This window comes from Thioclava kandeliae (assembly GCF_040297545.1).
GTDB classification, from domain to species: Bacteria; Pseudomonadota; Alphaproteobacteria; order Rhodobacterales; family Rhodobacteraceae; genus Thioclava; species Thioclava kandeliae.
The window spans coordinates 166,405-183,535 of record NZ_JAYWLC010000003.1; the positions used below are offsets into that span (position 1 = coordinate 166,405).

Annotated in this window: 13 protein-coding genes; 12 read left to right on the forward strand and 1 reads right to left on the reverse strand. The window is 62.9% G+C overall.

The features are described from left to right. Positions 1 to 42: 42 nt before the first annotated feature. Genes VSX56_RS05425 through VSX56_RS05445 form a run of 5 tightly spaced genes read left to right on the forward strand, consistent with a single transcriptional unit; the run spans position 43 to position 7,414 of the window. Positions 43 to 2,160, forward strand: a complete 2,118-nt coding sequence (locus tag VSX56_RS05425) for a TonB-dependent siderophore receptor (protein WP_350935429.1) — start codon at positions 43 to 45, stop codon at positions 2,158 to 2,160. Beyond that, on the forward strand, positions 2,154 to 3,020 hold the full coding sequence (locus tag VSX56_RS05430; protein WP_350935431.1) for an ABC transporter substrate-binding protein: 867 nt from the start codon (positions 2,154 to 2,156) through the stop codon (positions 3,018 to 3,020). Before VSX56_RS05425 ends, VSX56_RS05430 begins: the two co-directional genes overlap by 7 nt. Beyond that, positions 3,017 to 4,921 carry a Fe(3+)-hydroxamate ABC transporter permease FhuB gene (gene fhuB / locus VSX56_RS05435; RefSeq protein ID WP_350935433.1) on the forward strand — a complete coding sequence of 635 codons (1,905 nt, stop codon included), beginning with the start codon at positions 3,017 to 3,019 and terminating at the stop codon, positions 4,919 to 4,921. The genes VSX56_RS05430 and fhuB overlap by 4 nt, the downstream gene beginning before the upstream one ends. A gap of 1 nt (position 4,922) precedes the next feature. Then, complete coding sequence (locus tag VSX56_RS05440; protein WP_350935435.1) at positions 4,923 to 5,702, forward strand: ABC transporter ATP-binding protein; 780 nt, start codon at positions 4,923 to 4,925, stop codon at positions 5,700 to 5,702. Then, entirely contained in the window at positions 5,702 to 7,414 is a 1,713-nt protein-coding gene (locus tag VSX56_RS05445) for an ABC transporter ATP-binding protein (RefSeq protein ID WP_350935437.1), read from the forward strand. The genes VSX56_RS05440 and VSX56_RS05445 overlap by 1 nt, the downstream gene beginning before the upstream one ends. On the opposite strand, the gene VSX56_RS05450 is transcribed toward VSX56_RS05445, so the two are convergent. Continuing rightward, positions 7,411 to 7,848, reverse strand: coding sequence for an Lrp/AsnC family transcriptional regulator (locus VSX56_RS05450; RefSeq protein WP_339115099.1), 438 nt, complete (start codon positions 7,846 to 7,848; stop codon positions 7,411 to 7,413). The two genes, VSX56_RS05445 and VSX56_RS05450, sit on opposite strands and share 4 nt — an antisense overlap. 118 nt (positions 7,849 to 7,966) lie before the next feature. Between VSX56_RS05450 and rocF the strand changes: the two genes are divergently transcribed. The 7 genes from rocF (at position 7,967) to VSX56_RS05485 (ending at position 17,130) form a co-directional block, all read left to right on the forward strand. Then, on the forward strand, positions 7,967 to 8,896 hold the full coding sequence (gene rocF, locus VSX56_RS05455) for an arginase (RefSeq protein WP_350935439.1): 930 nt from the start codon (positions 7,967 to 7,969) through the stop codon (positions 8,894 to 8,896). After that, positions 8,896 to 9,954, forward strand: coding sequence for an ornithine cyclodeaminase (ocd, locus tag VSX56_RS05460; RefSeq protein ID WP_349295318.1), 1,059 nt, complete (start codon positions 8,896 to 8,898; stop codon positions 9,952 to 9,954). Before rocF ends, ocd begins: the two co-directional genes overlap by 1 nt. A gap of 104 nt (positions 9,955 to 10,058) precedes the next feature. Beyond that, a complete protein-coding gene (gene nhaC, locus VSX56_RS05465) occupies positions 10,059 to 11,492 on the forward strand; it encodes a Na+/H+ antiporter NhaC (protein WP_350935442.1) in 1,434 nt (477 codons plus the stop codon). Between the two features lie 212 nt (positions 11,493 to 11,704). Beyond that, complete coding sequence (locus VSX56_RS05470) at positions 11,705 to 12,781, forward strand: SMP-30/gluconolactonase/LRE family protein (RefSeq protein WP_350935444.1); 1,077 nt, start codon at positions 11,705 to 11,707, stop codon at positions 12,779 to 12,781. Between the two features lie 744 nt (positions 12,782 to 13,525). Then, positions 13,526 to 15,151: a peptide ABC transporter substrate-binding protein gene (locus tag VSX56_RS05475; protein ID WP_339115094.1), complete on the forward strand. Its 1,626-nt coding sequence runs from the start codon at positions 13,526 to 13,528 to the stop codon at positions 15,149 to 15,151. 118 nt (positions 15,152 to 15,269) lie between these two features. Continuing rightward, a complete protein-coding gene (gene oppB, locus VSX56_RS05480) occupies positions 15,270 to 16,193 on the forward strand; it encodes an oligopeptide ABC transporter permease OppB (protein ID WP_339115093.1) in 924 nt (307 codons plus the stop codon). A 10-nt stretch (positions 16,194 to 16,203) separates the two neighbouring features. Beyond that, positions 16,204 to 17,130 (forward strand): ABC transporter permease subunit, encoded by a 927-nt coding sequence (locus VSX56_RS05485; RefSeq protein WP_349295819.1) that lies wholly within the window; start codon positions 16,204 to 16,206, stop codon positions 17,128 to 17,130. The last annotated feature ends 1 nt before the right edge of the window (position 17,131 follow it).

The window sequence follows — 17,131 nt, forward strand, 5'->3', positions numbered from 1 at the left end:
AACACTCGGAAAAATCATCTCTCTCTCACGGATCCTTGACCCATGTCCCTGCGCTGCACGCTTCTGACCGGCACCAGCCTTGCCGCCTTCTCCCTTGCCTTCGGCACCACTGGGTTCGCCCAGTCGACCACCGATCTTGTCGCCCTCGACGAGATCGTGGTGACCGGATCGGGCGATACCACCGCCCCTGTTGCGGGCTATGTCGCCAATGATTCCTCGACCGCGACCAAAACCGCTACGCCCATCCTCGAGGTGCCGCAATCGGTTTCGGTCATCACCGGTGACCAGATCGAGGATCAGGGTGCTACGACATTGGGCGACACGCTGGGCTATAGCGCGGGCATTCTGGCCGAGCCTTACGGCACCGATCCGCGTTTCGATGCTCCCGTGATCCGCGGGTTCGATGGCGCCAATGCGCAATTCCTCAACGGGCTGCGTATCCTTCGGGCACAGGGCGCGCCGTCCTTCGAGATCTATTCGACCGAGCGGATCGAGATCCTGAAGGGGCCGGCTTCGGTGCTTTACGGCTCGGGCATTCCGGGCGGTGTGATCAATCAGGTGCAAAAACGCGCCTATAATGCCGATTTCGCCGAGGCCGGTGTGGGCGTTGGTAGCCCGAAATCCAACGAGGTCTTCCTCGACTGGAACAAGGCGCTGTCCGATGATGTCTCGGCGCGGGTGACGGCTGTGGCCCGCGATAGCGAGGGCAATGTCGACGAGATCAAGAATACCCGCGGCTATCTGGGTCTTGCCACCCGCTGGACGCCGCAGGATGGGACGGAGATCCAGTTTCTCGGCTCCTACCAGGGAGACCGCCCCGTCAGCCCCGTGGGCGTGCCCTATAATCTGTTGGGGCAGGTCGATGACGACAGGCTCCGCAGCTTCTATTTCGGCGATACCGGTGCCGATGACAGCGACCGCACTACCGCTAATATCGGGTTCGAGGTAAAGCAGGATCTGGGCGCGGGATGGCAGCTGCAGGGCGGCTTCCGCTATCAGGATCTCGATTGGGATTACGAGGCGCCCTATACCTCCAACACCGTGGCCGATGGTGACACGATCACGCGCGGCATTTCCTATAATGGCGAACATAGCCAGACCGCGGATCTCGATCTGCGGGCAACCAACACTTTCACCTTCGGGCAAGTGACCCATTCGGTTCTGGTGGGGGCAGAGCAGCGCCGTTTCGACTCCTCCATCTCGACCGAATTCGCCTATATGGACAGTCTCAGCCTGTCGAACCCCATCTATGATGGCGGCAATCCGACAGCGCCATGGTATACCAGCCAGACCGATCTGGTGCTCAAGCAAAGCTCGCTCTACGGGCAGGACGAGATCACATGGGGCAACTGGCACGGCTCGCTCGCGCTGCGCCATGACTGGATCAGCCAGAGCGGCACACAGGTCACCAATTACGGCAATAGCGATCTGGGGATCGATGCGGAGGCGACCACGGGCCGCGTGGGTCTTTCCTATCTGTTTGACAATGGCATGGCCCCCTATGCCAGCTATGCGACCTCTTTCGATGTGCCCTCGACCGGCGCTGATATCGATGGCAATGCGCTCGAGCCCACCAAGGGCAAGCAGTGGGAGCTGGGCGTGAAATACCAGCCCGCAGGCTTTGACGGGCTGTTCAGCGTGGCGGCTTTCGATCTGACGCAGAGCAATGTCTCATCTTCTGTGGTCGAGAACGGCATCTCGGGCACCCGCCAGATCGGCGAGGTCCGCTCGAAGGGCATCGAGATCGAGGCGACGGCCAATCTTGCGCATAACTGGAACCTGCGTGGCAGCTATACATGGAACGAAACCGAGCAGACCAAGGGGGACAATATCGGTAATGAGCTTGGAAATGCGCCCGAACATAGCGCCAATCTGTGGCTGACCCATGAGTTCACCCAAGGCCAGCTCGAGGGGCTCAGCCTTGGCGGCGGCATCCGTTATATCGGCGCGCGCTATAATGATGCGGCCAATACCTACAAGCTCGACGACGTGACCCTGCTGGATCTGAGCGCCGGTTACGATCTCTCGGCCGATACGTCGCTGGCCCTCAATGTCAGCAATGTCACCGACAAGGCCTATGTCGCCAGCTGCAGCGCCTATTATGGCTGCTATTATGGCGACGGGCGCACGGTCCAGTTGCGCCTGACCCATAAATGGTGATCGCTCGGCGCCAGTTTGTCGCAGGCGCTCTGACCCTTATCGGGGGCGCGGCCCGTGCAGGTTCTGCACGGGCCGCGCCGCCTGAGCGGCTGGCGGCAATTGACTGGGCGATGATGGATACGGCTTTGGCCCTGGGGCAGGTGCCGGTGGCGGCCTGCGAGCTGCGCCAGTTCCGCGCGCGTGTGGCGCAGCCGGTTCTCCCGCAGGGCGTGACCGATCTGGGCCTGCGCGGCAGCCCCAATCTGGAGCTTTTACAAATCTGCCGCCCCGATCTGATCCTTTCCTCGCCTTTCTACAGTAGCATCGAGGCGCAGCTCGCACGGATCGCGCCCGTGGAAATCGAGGCGTTCTATTATCAGCCCGAGACCCCTTGGACCCGCTGTCTTGCCGCCCTTCCCGCGCTGGCCGAACGGCTGGGCGACCGTGCAGCGGGGTCAGTACGCGCCGATGCGCTGGCCGAACAGGTTGCGGGCGCGGGGCAGGGGCTCGCGGCGCGCCCGCTCTATCTCGTGGAGATCGGCGATGCGCGCCATCTGCGTGTCTTCGGGACGGATAGTCTCTTCGGATCGGTGGTGCAGGCCATGGGCTTGGAGACTGCATGGGACCGGCCCACACAGTTCTCCTTTGCGGCTCCTGTGCCGCTACAGGCATTGGCGGAGCGGGAGGATGCGGCAATTGTGATCTGCGCGCCCGTGCCTGCGCTGGCGCGCGGCGCGCTGGAGCGTTCGGCCCTCTGGCAGGCGTTACCTGCCGTGCGCGCGGGGCGGGTCTATCAGCTATCGGGGCTCAATGCCTATGGCGGGCCGTTGGCAGGGGCGGATTTCGCACTCAGGCTGCGCGCTGCTCTGGGGGCTCTATGAGATATCTTCTCCTTCTGACGCTTCTCGTGACCCTCTGGCTCTGGGGGCAGATCCCGCCTGCGGGTTCGGACCCGATCACCGCGCTTCTCTTCTATCAGGGCACGCTGCCGCGTGGCGTGGTGGCGCTGCTTGCGGGGGCGCTTCTGGGCCTGTCGGGCGTGCTTATGCAGACCGTTCTGCGCAACCCGATCGCCGATCCATCAAGCCTCGGCCTGTCGGCTGGCGCGCAGCTGGCGCTGATTATCGCAACGCTCTTTTTCCCCGACTGGCTGGTCTGGGGGCGCTGGCCCTTCGCACTTGTGGGGGCCTTCGCAGCCCTTGCGCTGGTCATGGGATTGGGAGCGCGGGGCGGCTATCATCCGGTAAGCATGGTCGTCACGGGCATGCTGGTGGCGATGCTGGCCTCGGGGCTTGGCGCGGCACTGGTTCTGGGACAGGGCGAATATCTCTATTCGCTCGTCATCTGGACGGGTGGATCGCTCGTGCAGACCGATTGGCAGCCCGCACGGGTTCTGGCCGCGGTTCTGGCCCTTGGAGCCCTGGGGGCGGGGCTGTTGCGCCGCCCGCTCGCGGTCCTGTCTCTCGGCGCGGAGGCGGGTCAGGCGCTCGGCCAGAATGTCGCGCTGATCCGCCTCTCGGCGCTCGTGCTGGCCACGGTGCTTGCCGCCAGCGTTTCGGCCTTTGTCGGGCTGATCGGTTTTGTCGGGCTCGCGGGGCCTGCGCTTGCCCATGCGGGCGGCGCGCGCAGTCTGCGCGAGACGCTCGTCTGGGGGCCGTTCTGCGGCGCGCTCCTTCTCTTCGGGACCGATGTGCTGCTGGCCCGCATCACGGGGGCGGGTGATATGTTCCCGACCGGTGCGGTGGTGGGTCTGATCGGCGGGCCGCTCCTTATCTGGATGATGCGCCGGATGCGGGCGGTGGCTCCGGCCGAAGGGCCCCGCGCCCTGCCACGCGCGCGCAGGCCCGTGATCGTGGTGATGGCGCTTGCCGTGGCGCTGCCCGCGCTGGTGATCGGGCTGGCGCTGTCGGGGCGCACGCCCGACGGCTGGCTCTGGCTCGATCCGGCACAGGCGGCGGCTTTCCTTCCGGGGCGGCTGACACGGCTTTGTGCGGTGGCCGCGGCGGGCGGGCTTCTGGCTCTGACCGGGGCTGTGCTGCAGCGGCTAAGTGCCAATCCGCTGGCTTCACCCGAGGTGCTGGGCGTCTCGGGCGGGGCCTCGATGGGCTACGGCCTTACGCTGTTCGGGCTGGGCGCACCCTCGGCTGCGGCGCTCTATGGCGCCTCGGCTCTGGGCGGCGCGTTGGCGCTGGGGGTCCTGCTGGCCATGATCCGGCACGGGGCGATCCAGCCGCAGCGGGTGCTGCTGGCGGGCGTATCGGTCTCGGCGCTGGCGGGGGCGGTGCTGACCCTGCTGATGGCTTCGGGCGGTCCGAAAGCCTTCGCCATTCTGGCATGGCTGTCGGGATCTGCCGCCCATGTCACGGTTCCCGCCGCGACGGGCCTTTGCGCCGCGCTCGTCGTGCTGTCCGCACTCGGCCTTCTGCTGGCACGGGGGCTGACGGTGCTGTCACTCGGGCCTGCTGTGGCGGGCGGGCTTGGTGCGCCCCTGCGCGCGCTCTGGGCGCTCTGCCTTGCGGTGGCGGCCCTTGCCACGGGGGTGGCCACGGTGCTGGTGGGACCGGTGAGCTTTGTCGGGCTGGTGGCGCCGCATCTGGCGCGCCATCTGGGGCTGGCCACCACCGCCTGCCATATTTTGGGCAGTATCCTGACCGGTGCCCTCCTGATGGTTCTGGCCGATTTTGGCGCGCGGATGCTAGCCTTTCCCTATGATCTTCCGCTGGGGCTTTTTGCCTCGCTTGTGGGCACGCCATGGCTGCTATGGCTGATGTTGAGGAAATGACATGACCCAAGATCTCTTTTCCCTCAAGGGGCTGCGCCATGACATCGCGGAGCGGGCGCTTCTGGACGATATCACCCTGACGCTCCCCGAAGGCCGTATGATCGGGTTGATCGGTCATAACGGCTCGGGCAAATCCACGCTGCTGAAACATCTGGCCCGCCAGATGCAGGGGCAGGGCGAGCTGGCCCTGAAGGGACGCGATCTGGCGCGCTGGTCGCGCCGTGATCTGGCACGGGCGCTGGCCTATCTGCCCCAGACCCTGCCGCAAAGCGACGCGATGGAGGTGCGCGAGCTGGTGGCCTTGGGCCGCTACCCGTGGCACGGGCCCTTGCGGGCGCCGGGACGTGCCGACCGTCAGGCGGTCGCGGCGGCGCTGAGCGCCTGCGGGCTCGACGCCTTTGCCGACCGCCGGATCGATGCGCTTTCGGGCGGCGAGGCGCAGCGGGCATGGATCGCGATGATGGTGGCGCAGGAGGCGCAGGCGCTCCTCCTCGACGAGCCGATCTCGGCGCTCGATATCGCCCACCAGATCGAGGTGCTGGGCCTTCTGCAGCGGCTCACCCGCAACGAGGGCCGCTCGGTCGTGATGGTGATCCATGATCTCAACATGGCAGCACGATACTGCGACCATATCGTGGCGCTCAAACAGGGCCGCGTCGTCTTTGACGGGCCGGTGGTGCAGCTGATGACACCCGCGCGCCTGCATGACATCTATGGGGTTTCCATGCAGGTCCTCTCCCCGCCCGATCTCTCCCCCGTTGCCATTCCGGATATTGCCTGATGCTCAAACAGTTTGCCGCCTATTACCGCCCGTTCAAACGGCTCTTCTGGCTCGATTTCTCCTGTGCGGTGGTGTCGGGTTTGCTGGAACTGGTTTTCCCGCTGGCTATCACCGGCTTCATCGACCACCTTCTGCCGCAGAACGACTGGGGGCTGACGGTGCTTGCAGCCTTCGGCCTTTTGGTGATCTATGCGGTCAATACCGCGCTGATGGGGGTGGTGATCTATTGGGGCCATATGCTGGGCATCAATATCGAAACCACCATGCGGGCGCGGGCCTTCGCACATCTGACGAAACTCGGCTGGGGCTTCTTCGACCGGATGGAGACCGGCAGACTGATCGCCCGTGTCACCCGTGATCTGGAAGAGATCGGCGAGGTCGCCCATCACGGTCCCGAGGACCTGTTCATCGCCATCATGACCTTTATCGGGGCGCTGATCCTGATGGCCTATATCCATCCGCAACTGGCGCTGATCACCTGTATTATCGTGCCCGCGATGGTCTGGCTGACCGCTGTCTATGGCGGGCGGATGACCAGTGCGTGGCGTTCCATCTATGCGCGGGTGGGCGCGTTCAACGTGCGGCTCGAGGAGGCGCTTGGCGGTATCCGTATCGTGCAGGCTTTCGCCCGCGAGAAACACGAGGCGGGGCTGTTTGAGCGCGACAATCAGGGCTACCGCACGACCAAGCTCTCGGCCTACCGGATCATGGCCCATGCCACCGCGCTGCAATATATGGGGCTGCGGCTTGTGCAGGTGGTGGTGATGGTCGCAGGCGCGGGCTATGTGATCGATGGCAGTCTGACGACAGGTGGCTTTGTGGGCTTCCTGCTGCTGGTCAATGTCTTCTTCCGCCCGCTGGAAAAGATCGCTGCCGTGATCGAGACCTATCCGCGCGGTATTGCCGGTTTCCGCAACTATCTGGACCTGCTGAACACCGATCCGGAGATTGCGGATGCCCCAGATGCGCGCCCCGCCCCTGCCTTCCACGGCGAGATCCGCTTCGATCGCGTGGCCTTTTCCTATGCCGGAAAGGCATCGGTCCTGCACGAGGTCGATCTGACGATCCGCGCGGGCGAGACGGTGGCGTTGGTGGGTGCCTCGGGGGCGGGGAAATCCACGCTGATGTCGCTCGTGCCGCGCTTCTATGATCCCAGCTCGGGCAAGGTCCTGATCGACGGGGTGGCCTTGGCCGATATGACGCTGGAAAGCCTGCGCGACCAGATCGGGCTCGTATCACAGGAGGTCTTCCTGTTTGGCGGCACGCTGCGCGAGAATATCGCCTATGGCAAGCTTGATGCCACCGAGGAGGAACTGGCTCTGGCCGTGCAGCGCGCGCAGCTGACGGAGTTTGTGGCGGGTCTGCCCGAGGGGCTCGAGACAGTCGTGGGCGAGCGCGGTGTGATGCTTTCGGGCGGGCAGCGCCAGCGGGTGGCGATTGCGCGGATCTTCCTGAAGAACCCGCCGATCCTTCTGCTGGACGAGGCGACCTCGGCGCTCGACAGTCAGACCGAACGCGAGATCCAGGCCGCCCTGACCGAGCTTGCCCGCAACCGCACCAGCCTGATCATCGCGCACCGGTTGTCCACAATCGAACATGCCGACCGGATTCTGGTCATGGATCAGGGGAAAATTGTTCAGGAAGGCACCCATGAGGCGCTTCTGGCGCAAACAGGGATTTACCGCCGCCTTCATCATCAGGACGCGGTTTAACCCGCCACATGGGTGAGCAGGAGTGAACTCTCCGAGTTCATCACGCCCTGAACCTCGCGGATGGCGCGCAGGACCCTGTCGAATTCCACAAGGTCCTGCGTGCGGATATCCACCACCAGATCCCATTTTCCATTGGTCGACCAGACAGTGGCCACCCCCTCGATGCGCGAGAGCGTGTGGATCACCTGCCGCGACATGCGGCCCTGCAACTCGACCATGGTGATCGCGCGGACCCCGCCCTCGGCATCGACATCGGTCTCGATGGTGAAGCGCCGGATGCGTCCGCTGGCCTTCAGCTGGTCGAGCCGTGCCGTGACGGTGGTGCGCGAGAGCCCCGTCACATGGGCCAGCTCCGTCACCGACATGCGCGCATTGTCACGCAGGGCGGAGATCAATGCGTGATCGGCGGGGGAAAGGTCGGGCGTAGTTTTCATAATGATGTTCTGTCTTTGCAAAATGACTAGTTTTAGTTTCATTATGATCACTTTATTTGTCAAATATTTCTTTCGCCTTTGCCATGATCGGGAAAAGAGATCATGAAAGGGCCGGATCATGCCGAAGAGATGCGCCATCCTTGGAGCGCCGATCGAAACAGGGGCCTCGCAACGCGGCTGTGTGATGGGGCCCGCCAGCCTGCGCACTGCCGCCATCGAGGACGAGCTGCGCGCTCTGGGATGGGAGGTGAGCGACCTTGGCGATGTGGCGATCCCGCCCGTCGCACCGCTGCCCCATCCCAACCCCGCGCTGCATCATCTGGCCGAGACCCGCGCATGGATCGGAGCGCTTCACGAGGCCGCCTTTGACGCGAGCCAGACCTGCGATCTGCCGGTATTTCTGGGCGGTGACCATTCGATGGCCGCGGGCACCGTGCCCGCGATGGCGCGGCGGGCCGCTGCGGCGGATCGTCCGCTTTTCGTGCTCTGGCTCGATGCCCATCCCGATCTGCACACGCTGATGTCCACGACCAGTGGCAACCTGCATGGCACGCCGGTCGCCTATTTCACCGGCCAGACCGATTGCGAGGCCTATCCGCCGCTGCCGCAGGCCGTGGAGCCCCGGAATATCTGCATGATGGGTATCCGCTCGGTCGATCCGGCCGAACGCGGCCGCATCCGCGAGACGGGGATCGAGGTGCATGACATGCGCGCCATTGATGAAACGGGCGTGCTTGTGCCCCTGCGGGCCTTCCTTGCCCGCGTGGCACAGGCGGGTGGCATGCTGCATGTGTCCTTCGATGTCGATTTCCTCGACCCTTCCATCGCGCCGGCTGTGGGCACGACCGTGCCGGGGGGCGCCACCTTCCGCGAGGCGCATCTCATCATGGAGACGCTCTGCGACAGCGGGCTCGTCACCTCGCTCGATCTGGTCGAGCTGAACCCGTTTCTCGACGAGCGCGGGCGCACCGCGCAGTTACTTTGCGATCTGACCGCCAGCCTGTTCGGTCGTCAGGTCATGGACCGTATGACAAGGAGCTACCTCTGATGATCCCCGCCTCTCCCTTGGCCTATGTGCCTTTTGTTTCCGTGCAGAATATGATGGGCCTTGTCCACCAGACCGGCATCGAGACTTTCCTCACCGAGCTCGCCGACCATATCGAGGAGGATTTCAAGCGCTGGCCCGAGTTCGACAAGGTGCCGCGCGTGGCCTCGCATGTGCCAGGCGGCGTGATCGAGCTGATGCCCACCGCCGATCAGGCGCTTTACGGGTTCAAATATGTGAACGGCCATCCCAGAAACACGCGCACCGGCCATCAGACCGTGACCGCGTTCGGGGTGCTTTCGGAGGTAAGCACCGGCTATCCGGTGCTCCTGAGCGAGATGACGCTGCTGACGGCGCTGCGCACGGCGGCGACCTCGGCGCTGGTCGGGCGCTATCTGGCCCCTGCGGGCGCGCAGGTGATGGCGATGATCGGCAATGGCGCGCAATGCGAGTTTCAGGCGATGGCCTTCCGCGCGATCTGTGGCATCAACCGGCTGCGGCTTTACGATCTGGACGCGACGGCCACTGAAAAAGCCACCCGCAATCTGCGTGCGCAGGGCTTTGACGTCACGCCCTGCCAAAGCGCCGAAGCGGCTGTCGAGGGCGCGCATATCATCACCACCTGCACGGCCGACAAGCAATATGCCACGATCCTCACCGATAACATGGTGGGCGCGGGCGTGCATATCAACGCCATTGGCGGCGACTGTCCGGGCAAGACGGAGCTGCACCGCGATATCCTGCTGCGCTCGGATATTTTTGTGGAATATCCCGAACAGACGCGGATCGAGGGCGAGATACAGGTGCTCGCGCCCGACCACCCCGTCACCGAACTGTGGCAGGTGATGCGCGGCGAGGTGCAGGGCCGGCGCCATGACAAACAGATCACGCTCTTCGACAGTGTGGGCTTTGCCACCGAGGATTTCTCGGCGCTGCGCTATCTGCGCGCGAAGGTAGCGGGCACGGGCTTTGTGCAGGCGCTGGACCTTCTGGCCGACCCCGATGATCCGCGCGATCTGTTCGGCATGCTGGCGCGTGCCGCTCCCGGGACCGGTGCCTGAGGCCGGTTTTCAGGGCGATGTGAAGCGCAGGGGCCGGATCGGCCCTTGCGGCGCGATACAAAAAACGCCCAAAGAGGCGCCGCAAGACAACAGGGACTTTGGTCATGACTTCTTCTCGCCCCGACGCCTCGTCAGAGGGTCCGCGTTTGCCCAGCTTCTGGGAAGCGGCGCTTTCACTGCTCGCTCTGATCCTGGGGATCGGCGTATCGATCGTGATCTACGGGCTCGATCCGCAGATCCCGATGCTCTTGGGCGTGATCATGGCCTCGCTGATCGGCTGGCGCTGCGGCTATAGCTGGGGCGATATTCAGGACGGGATGGTCAAGGGGATCACCAACGCCTTGCCCGCGATGATCATCCTGCTGGTGGTGGGGATCCTGATCGGGGTGTGGATTCTGGCGGGCGTGGTGCCGACGCTGATCTATTACGGGCTCGACCTGTTGAGCCCGTCGATCTTCCTGCCGGCCACGGTGGTGATCTGCGCGATTGCCTCGGTCGCCACGGGCACCAGCTGGGGCACCTCCGGCACCATCGGGGTGGCACTGATGGGCGTGGGCGGAGGCTTGGGCTTCCCGCTGCCGGTGGTCGCGGGGGCCGTGCTGTCGGGGGCCTATTTCGGGGACAAGATGTCGCCGCTCTCGGATACCACCAATCTTGCGCCCGCCATGGCGGGGACCGATCTGTTTACCCATATCCGGCATATGTCCTATACCACGGGTGTCTCCATCGGCCTGACGCTCCTGATCGAGATCGGTCTGGGCCTGCATTACGGTGGGGGCGCGGGCGATATGGCGCGCATCCAGACCCTGCTGAGCACGATCGAGGCGCATTTCACCATCTCGCCCGTCCTGCTGATCCCGCCGCTTCTGGTGCTGGTGGTCAGCTATCGCAAGATGCCCGCCATTCCGGGGATCACGGTGGGGGTGATCGCGGGGGCCATCTGCGCTGCGGTCTTTCAGGGCGCGGATTTCGCGCGGATCATGTCGGTGGCCTTTGGCGGCTTCAGCGCCGATACGGGCGTCGAGGATGTGGACAGCCTGCTGAGCCGTGGAGGCTTCGAGAGCATGCTCTATACGCTCTCGATCATTATCGTGGCGATGATGTTTGGCGGGGTAATGGAGCGCACGGGCCAGATCGGGGTTGTGGCGGCGAAGGTGCTGACGCTTGCGCGCTCGACCGGATCGCTGGTGCTCTCGACGGTGCTGACCTGTATCGGTGCCAATCTGGTGCTATGCGACCAGTATATGGCGATTGTCATGGGCGGGCGCACCTATGCCGATGCCTATCGGGAGCGGGGGCTTGCGCCCGAGAACCTGTCGCGCGCGCTGGAGGATAGCGCGACCGTCACCGCCAATCTGGTGCCGTGGAATTCGGGCGGGGCGTTTCAGGCGGCCACGCTGGGTGTGGCGACGCTGGCCTATCTGCCGTTCAATTTCTTCTGCTGGCTCTCGCCGGTGGTGACGGTGGTCTTCGGCTATATGGGCTGGACGATCACGCCGCTCGCGCCCGAGGCGCGCGAGACGCCCGAAGAGGACTGACGCCGCCTGATCGGTTCGGGCAGCTATACAACTGAAATCTCACAAGGATGTGCATGGCCTGCAGGAAACCTGTAGGCCACTTTCTGCATTCTACCGGAAGATTTTGCATGCGGCTGTTTCCCTCCGCAGATCCTTCGTTTTCCAAGGAGCCCTTCATGTTGAGCCGTCGTGGATTTCTGACCATGTCCCTTTCTGTTTCAGGAGCCTCCCTTTTGCCAATCCCATCCTTTGCCGCCACCACCGCACCGCATCCCATCGCCCGCTCGCCCTATCCGGCCAACGGGATCGCGAGGCTGGGCGGGAGTGATTTCGTATCCATCCCGCGCGTCGAGGGGCATTCCGAGACGCCCTCGGTCGCGGTGATCCAGAACGGGCAACCGGTGGCATTCCCGGGCAATGGCTGGAACGACTGGAAACCGGGCGATGACGGGCTTGACAGCTTTGTTTGCGTGAATGCAATCCATCCCTATCGCGGGTCGCTATGGTGTGTGGATCAGGGGCAGGCACCCGGCGCCGACACGTCATTCGAGGCGCAGAAGATCGTGGAGATCGACCCCCAGAGCGGCGGGATCCGGCAGATCCTGCGCTTCGCGCGAGACTATATGCCCGAGGGCGCGACGCTCAATGATCTGCGCATCTACGAGGATCTGCTCTTTGCGACCGATTCCGGCATCGGGGGCGTGGTGATCCATAACCTGGCAACCGGCGAAACGCGCCGCAGGCTCTCGCAGCATCCAGCGGCCAGGAAGCCTGCGGATCAGGAGAGGAAAGGGACGGGTGGCCACCCTCTCGCGCAGGCCGACGGCACCCCCCCCGATCCTACACAATCGGACATGCTCGAGGTCACGCCTGATGGGGAGCTGTTCCTCTGGGCCACGCCCACCGGCCCGATCCGCGCCATCCCGATGGAGGCGCTGCTGTCGGATCGCTCTGATGAGGAGATCGCGACGGAGATCTTCGTCTACGCGCAGACGCCCAATATCGGCGGCACGGCGATGGATGACAGGGGCAATCTCTATGTCTCCGATATCGAGACGCGACAGGTCACCGTGATCTCGTCCGATGGTCTGTCCGAGGTGCTGGTGCGCGACAACCGCCTGAAATCTCCGGATGCGCTCCTGATTGCCGAGGACCGAAAACTCCTGATCCCCTGTCCCCAGCTCGAATATCTGGCCTCGACGAATGGCGGGACGGATGGGACCGAGGCCCCGTTCGAAGTGATGGAGACCGATCTGCCCGACCACTTGGGCCAGATCAAGCTCGGGGATGCGATCTGGCCCAAGGCCTGAGTGCTGTTTGCGACGCTGCCGTATCGGGCGGGACATGCCGGAGGCGGTCGAGCTGATCCATGGCGGTCTGCATGGTGCCCATCGTATATATGGCCGCTTCCGGTGTCTGCAGCCTTTCGTGCAAAACGCGGCTGATCCGGTCGAGTTCTTGGCCCGCACCGGGTGTGCATCCGGCAGGAAAATACGCGCTCGGCTGCCAGCACCGTGTAGATATGAACGAGATTGGGTAGCCGCGCGAAACGGTGGGGTTGGACCTGCGCTGTTCGCGAGGCATACCTCCGAGGGCTAATTAAAATGGCTTAAAGAACCTCGTATCTCCTTTTCCTATTTGCGCTGTTTCACGCTCTGATCCTGTGCGCCCCGTCGATTGATCGCAGGATGGCTCGGTAGCCAAGCGCTACTAAAAAACATCGCAACGCTAGACTTAACATAATGATAGAAATATTTTTGTTTGAGGAAATTCAGCGGCAGACGGGTTTTAGTGGGCCGTCATGGAGCGTTGATCCGGAGCATTTCTCCGGCTCTGGGCGGCATCAAACGGGGCAGCATGGCAGCTTCAGGATGTGAGGAACGCCTTCAAGGTATACGCACGCTTAGTATTTGATGAATATTTAGTCATATTCCGTTGAGGAAGCTCGGGTTCCCGATCACATTTTTCAAAAAGTGCCAGATAGTTTTTGACCGATTAGTCAAGATGTGTCCGGATGTCGCAAAACAATCATATAAAATGATCAGGGGAAATCCATGAAAGTAAAACAGGCTCTTACCGGTTTGGCCGTCATTCTGGCGCTTGCGCCCGTCCTGCCGCAGGCAAGCCTTGCAGCAAATGTGCCCGAGGGGACGAAGCTTGCGGAGAACCAGACCTTCACGTTCTGGCTCCTTGATGCGATCAAATCGATGGACCCGCAGCTCAACACCGATGTCGAGGGCTCGGATGTGCTGCGCTCGCTGTTTGAGGGGCTCTATAACGAGGATGGCGAGGGCAAGCTGGTGCCCGCCGTGGCCACGAGCTACGACCTGTCCGACGACAAAAAGACCTACACCTTCCATCTGCGCGACACGGCCAAATGGTCGGATGGCAAGCCGGTGACCGCAGGCGATTTCGTCTATGCATGGCGTCGTCTGGCGGACCCTGCCACGGCTTCGGAATATGCATGGTATATGCAGCTGATGCAGGTGAAGAACGCAGCCGATGTGATCGCGGGTAAAATGGCCCCCGACCAGTTGGGTGTGACAGCACTTGATGACCATACGCTCGAGGTCACGATCGATACGCCGCTTCCCTATTTCCCGCAGATGCTGGTCCATACCTCGACCTTCCCCGTGCGGCAGGACGTGATCGAGGAGTATGGCGATAACTGGACCCAGCCCGAGCATATGGTCGGCAACGGGGCCTATACGCTGACCAAGCACATTCTTGGCGAGCGGGTCGAGATGGATAAATCCGACACCTATTGGGATGCCGAGCATACGGTCATCACCCATCTGACCGCGCTGACCATCAATGATGTCAATCAGGGCCTGACGCGCTATCTGGCGGGCGAGCTGGACAAGGTCGATATGCCTGCGGGGCAATATCCGCGCATGGAGAAGGAATATCCCGATCAGGCGCTCTCGACGCCCTATTCCTGCTCCTATGCCTATCTGATGAACCTTGGTCCCAAAGGCCCCGAGGCGCTCAAGGATGTGCGGGTGCGCCGCGCATTGTCCTATGCGATGAACCGCGATGTGATCGTCAATAACGTGCTGCAGGGCGGCCAGAAGCCGGCCTATAACTGGACCCATTGGGCCACTGCCGGTTTCAAGATGCCCGAGATCGACTATGCCGGCTGGAGCCAGCAGGAGCGTATGGAAAAAGCCAAGGAGCTGCTGAAGGAGGCGGGCTATGGCCCCGACCATCCGCTGAAGCTGACGCTGAACTACAATACCTCGGAAGACCATCGCAAGATCGCCATCGCGGCCCAGCAGTTCTACAAGGCCGTGGGCGTGGATCTGACGCTCAACAACATGGAGTGGAAGGTCCATACCGACAAGATGCAGTCGGGCGATTACGAGATGGCGCGCTATGCGTGGTGCGGCGATTATAACGAGCCCTCGACCTATCTGGGGCTCTTCTCCTCGGCCTCGACGCAGAACTATCCCGATTTCCACGATGATGCTTATGACGCAGCACTCGAGGATTCCAAAACCGCCGCCGATCCGCAGGCCGATTATACCAAAGCCGAGCAGATCCTGACGGACAAGATGCCGATTGTGCCGATCTACCACTATGCCAAGGTCCAGATGCTGAAGCCCGACATCAAAGGCTATCCGACCCAGAACGTGATGCAAACATGGTATGCGAAAGACCTCTATCGGGTGGCGGAGTAAGATCGCCCGATAAGGGTTTTGGCTCGGGCCGGAGCAATCCGGCCCCCCCTCGCCTTTTCCGATGCAGCCCGTGCGGGGGTTACCCCCGCGCATCAGCCACATCCTGTCTGGAAACAGAATGCTTTTCTATATCCTCAAGCGTCTGGCGGTGGCCGTCCCGACGCTTCTCGTGCTCATCATCGCGTCCTATCTGTTGATGCATGCAGCACCCGGCGGGCCGTTCACGCAAGACCGCCAGATCCCGCAGCAGGTGCTCGATAATCTCAATGCCAAATACGGGCTCGACAAGCCGCTCTGGCACCAGATCGCCTCCTATGTCTGGGGGATCGTTGCGCATTTCGATTTCGGGCCGTCCTTTGTCTATAAGGACCGCACGGTAAACCAGATCATTGCGCAGGGCTTTCCAGTGACCCTCACCTATGGCGGGATCTCCTTCGTAGTGGCCGTGGTCGCGGGGGTCTTCCTTGGCGCGCTGGCCGCGATCCGGCAGAACACATGGCTCGACTATCTGGCCGTGGGGATCTCCATCGGGGCGCAGGTGCTGCCCAATTTCGTGATGGCGCCCATTCTGGTGCTGGTCTTCACACTCTGGCTCGGCTGGTTGCCGGGCGGCGGCTGGGAAGGCGGGCAGTGGCAGTATCTGATCCTGCCGGTGATCGCACTCTCAACCTCCTTCATGGCCTCGATCGCGCGGATCACGCGGTCGTCCATGCTGGAGGTGCTGACCTCCAACCATATCCGCACCGCCCGTGCCAAAGGGCTGCCGCGCCACCGGATCGTGCTGCGCCATGCGCTCAAGCCCGCGCTGTTGCCGGTGATCTCCTATCTCGGTCCGGCCTTTGTGACGATGATCACGGGCTCGGTCATCATCGATATGTATTTCTCGACAGGCGGGATCGGCAAGAGCTTCGTGGATGCCGCGCTCAACCGCGATTACGCGGTGATGATGGGCGTGACCATTCTGGTGGGCGCGCTGACCATCCTGTTCAACCTTGTGGTCGATATCCTCTATGCGTGGATCGACCCCAAGATCCGTTACTAAGGGGGCTTTCATGGTAATCGACAGCCAGAAAATGGCCTCGGTGGCCGCCGCCACCGCACAGGCCGATATCAAGGGCCGCTCGCTCTGGGCCACCGCCCGCAAACGGTTCTTGCGCAATAAGGCCGCGGTCTTCGGGCTCGGGCTTCTGGCCTTCGTGGCGCTGTTCGCGATCTTCGGGAACATGATCGCGCAATGGCCCAATGACGAGATGGATTTCAACATCATGGGCATGGTGGCCGAACAGGGCGGCCCCTCCATCGCCAATGGCCATTTCTTCGGCACCGATGATCTGGGGCGCGATCTCTTCGCCCGCACGGTGCAGGGCACCCAGGTTAGCCTCGCGGTGGGCCTTATGGGGGCGGCCATTGCCGTGATCGTCGGCACGCTTTACGGCGCGGTTGCGGGCTATTTCGGCGGGCGGATCGATAGCGTGATGATGCGCACCGTCGATATCATCACTGCCATCCCCTATATGTTCGTGCTGATCCTTCTTCTGGTGATGTATGGCCGCTCGATGGCCATGCTGTTCATCGGTGTGGGGCTGATCTCGTGGCTCGATATGAGCCGGATCGTGCGCGGCCAGACACTGACGCTGAAAAACCGCGACTATATCGAGGCGGCACGCGCCATCGGGGTGCCCTCGCTCACCATCATCCGCCGCCATATCCTGCCCAATCTGATCGGGGTGGTGGCGGTCTATGCGACACTTCTGGTGCCGCTGATGATCCTGACCGAGAGCTTCATCTCCTTCCTCGGGCTTGGGGTGCAGGAGCCGCTGACCTCGCTGGGCGCGCTGATCTCGGAAGGGGCGGGGACCATCAACTATGGCACTCTCTGGCAGCTGGCCTTTCCGCTGGCCTTCTTCGTGATCACGCTGTTCGGCTTCTTCTTCGTGGGTGATGGCCTGCGCGATGCCTTAGACCCGAAGGACCGTTGAT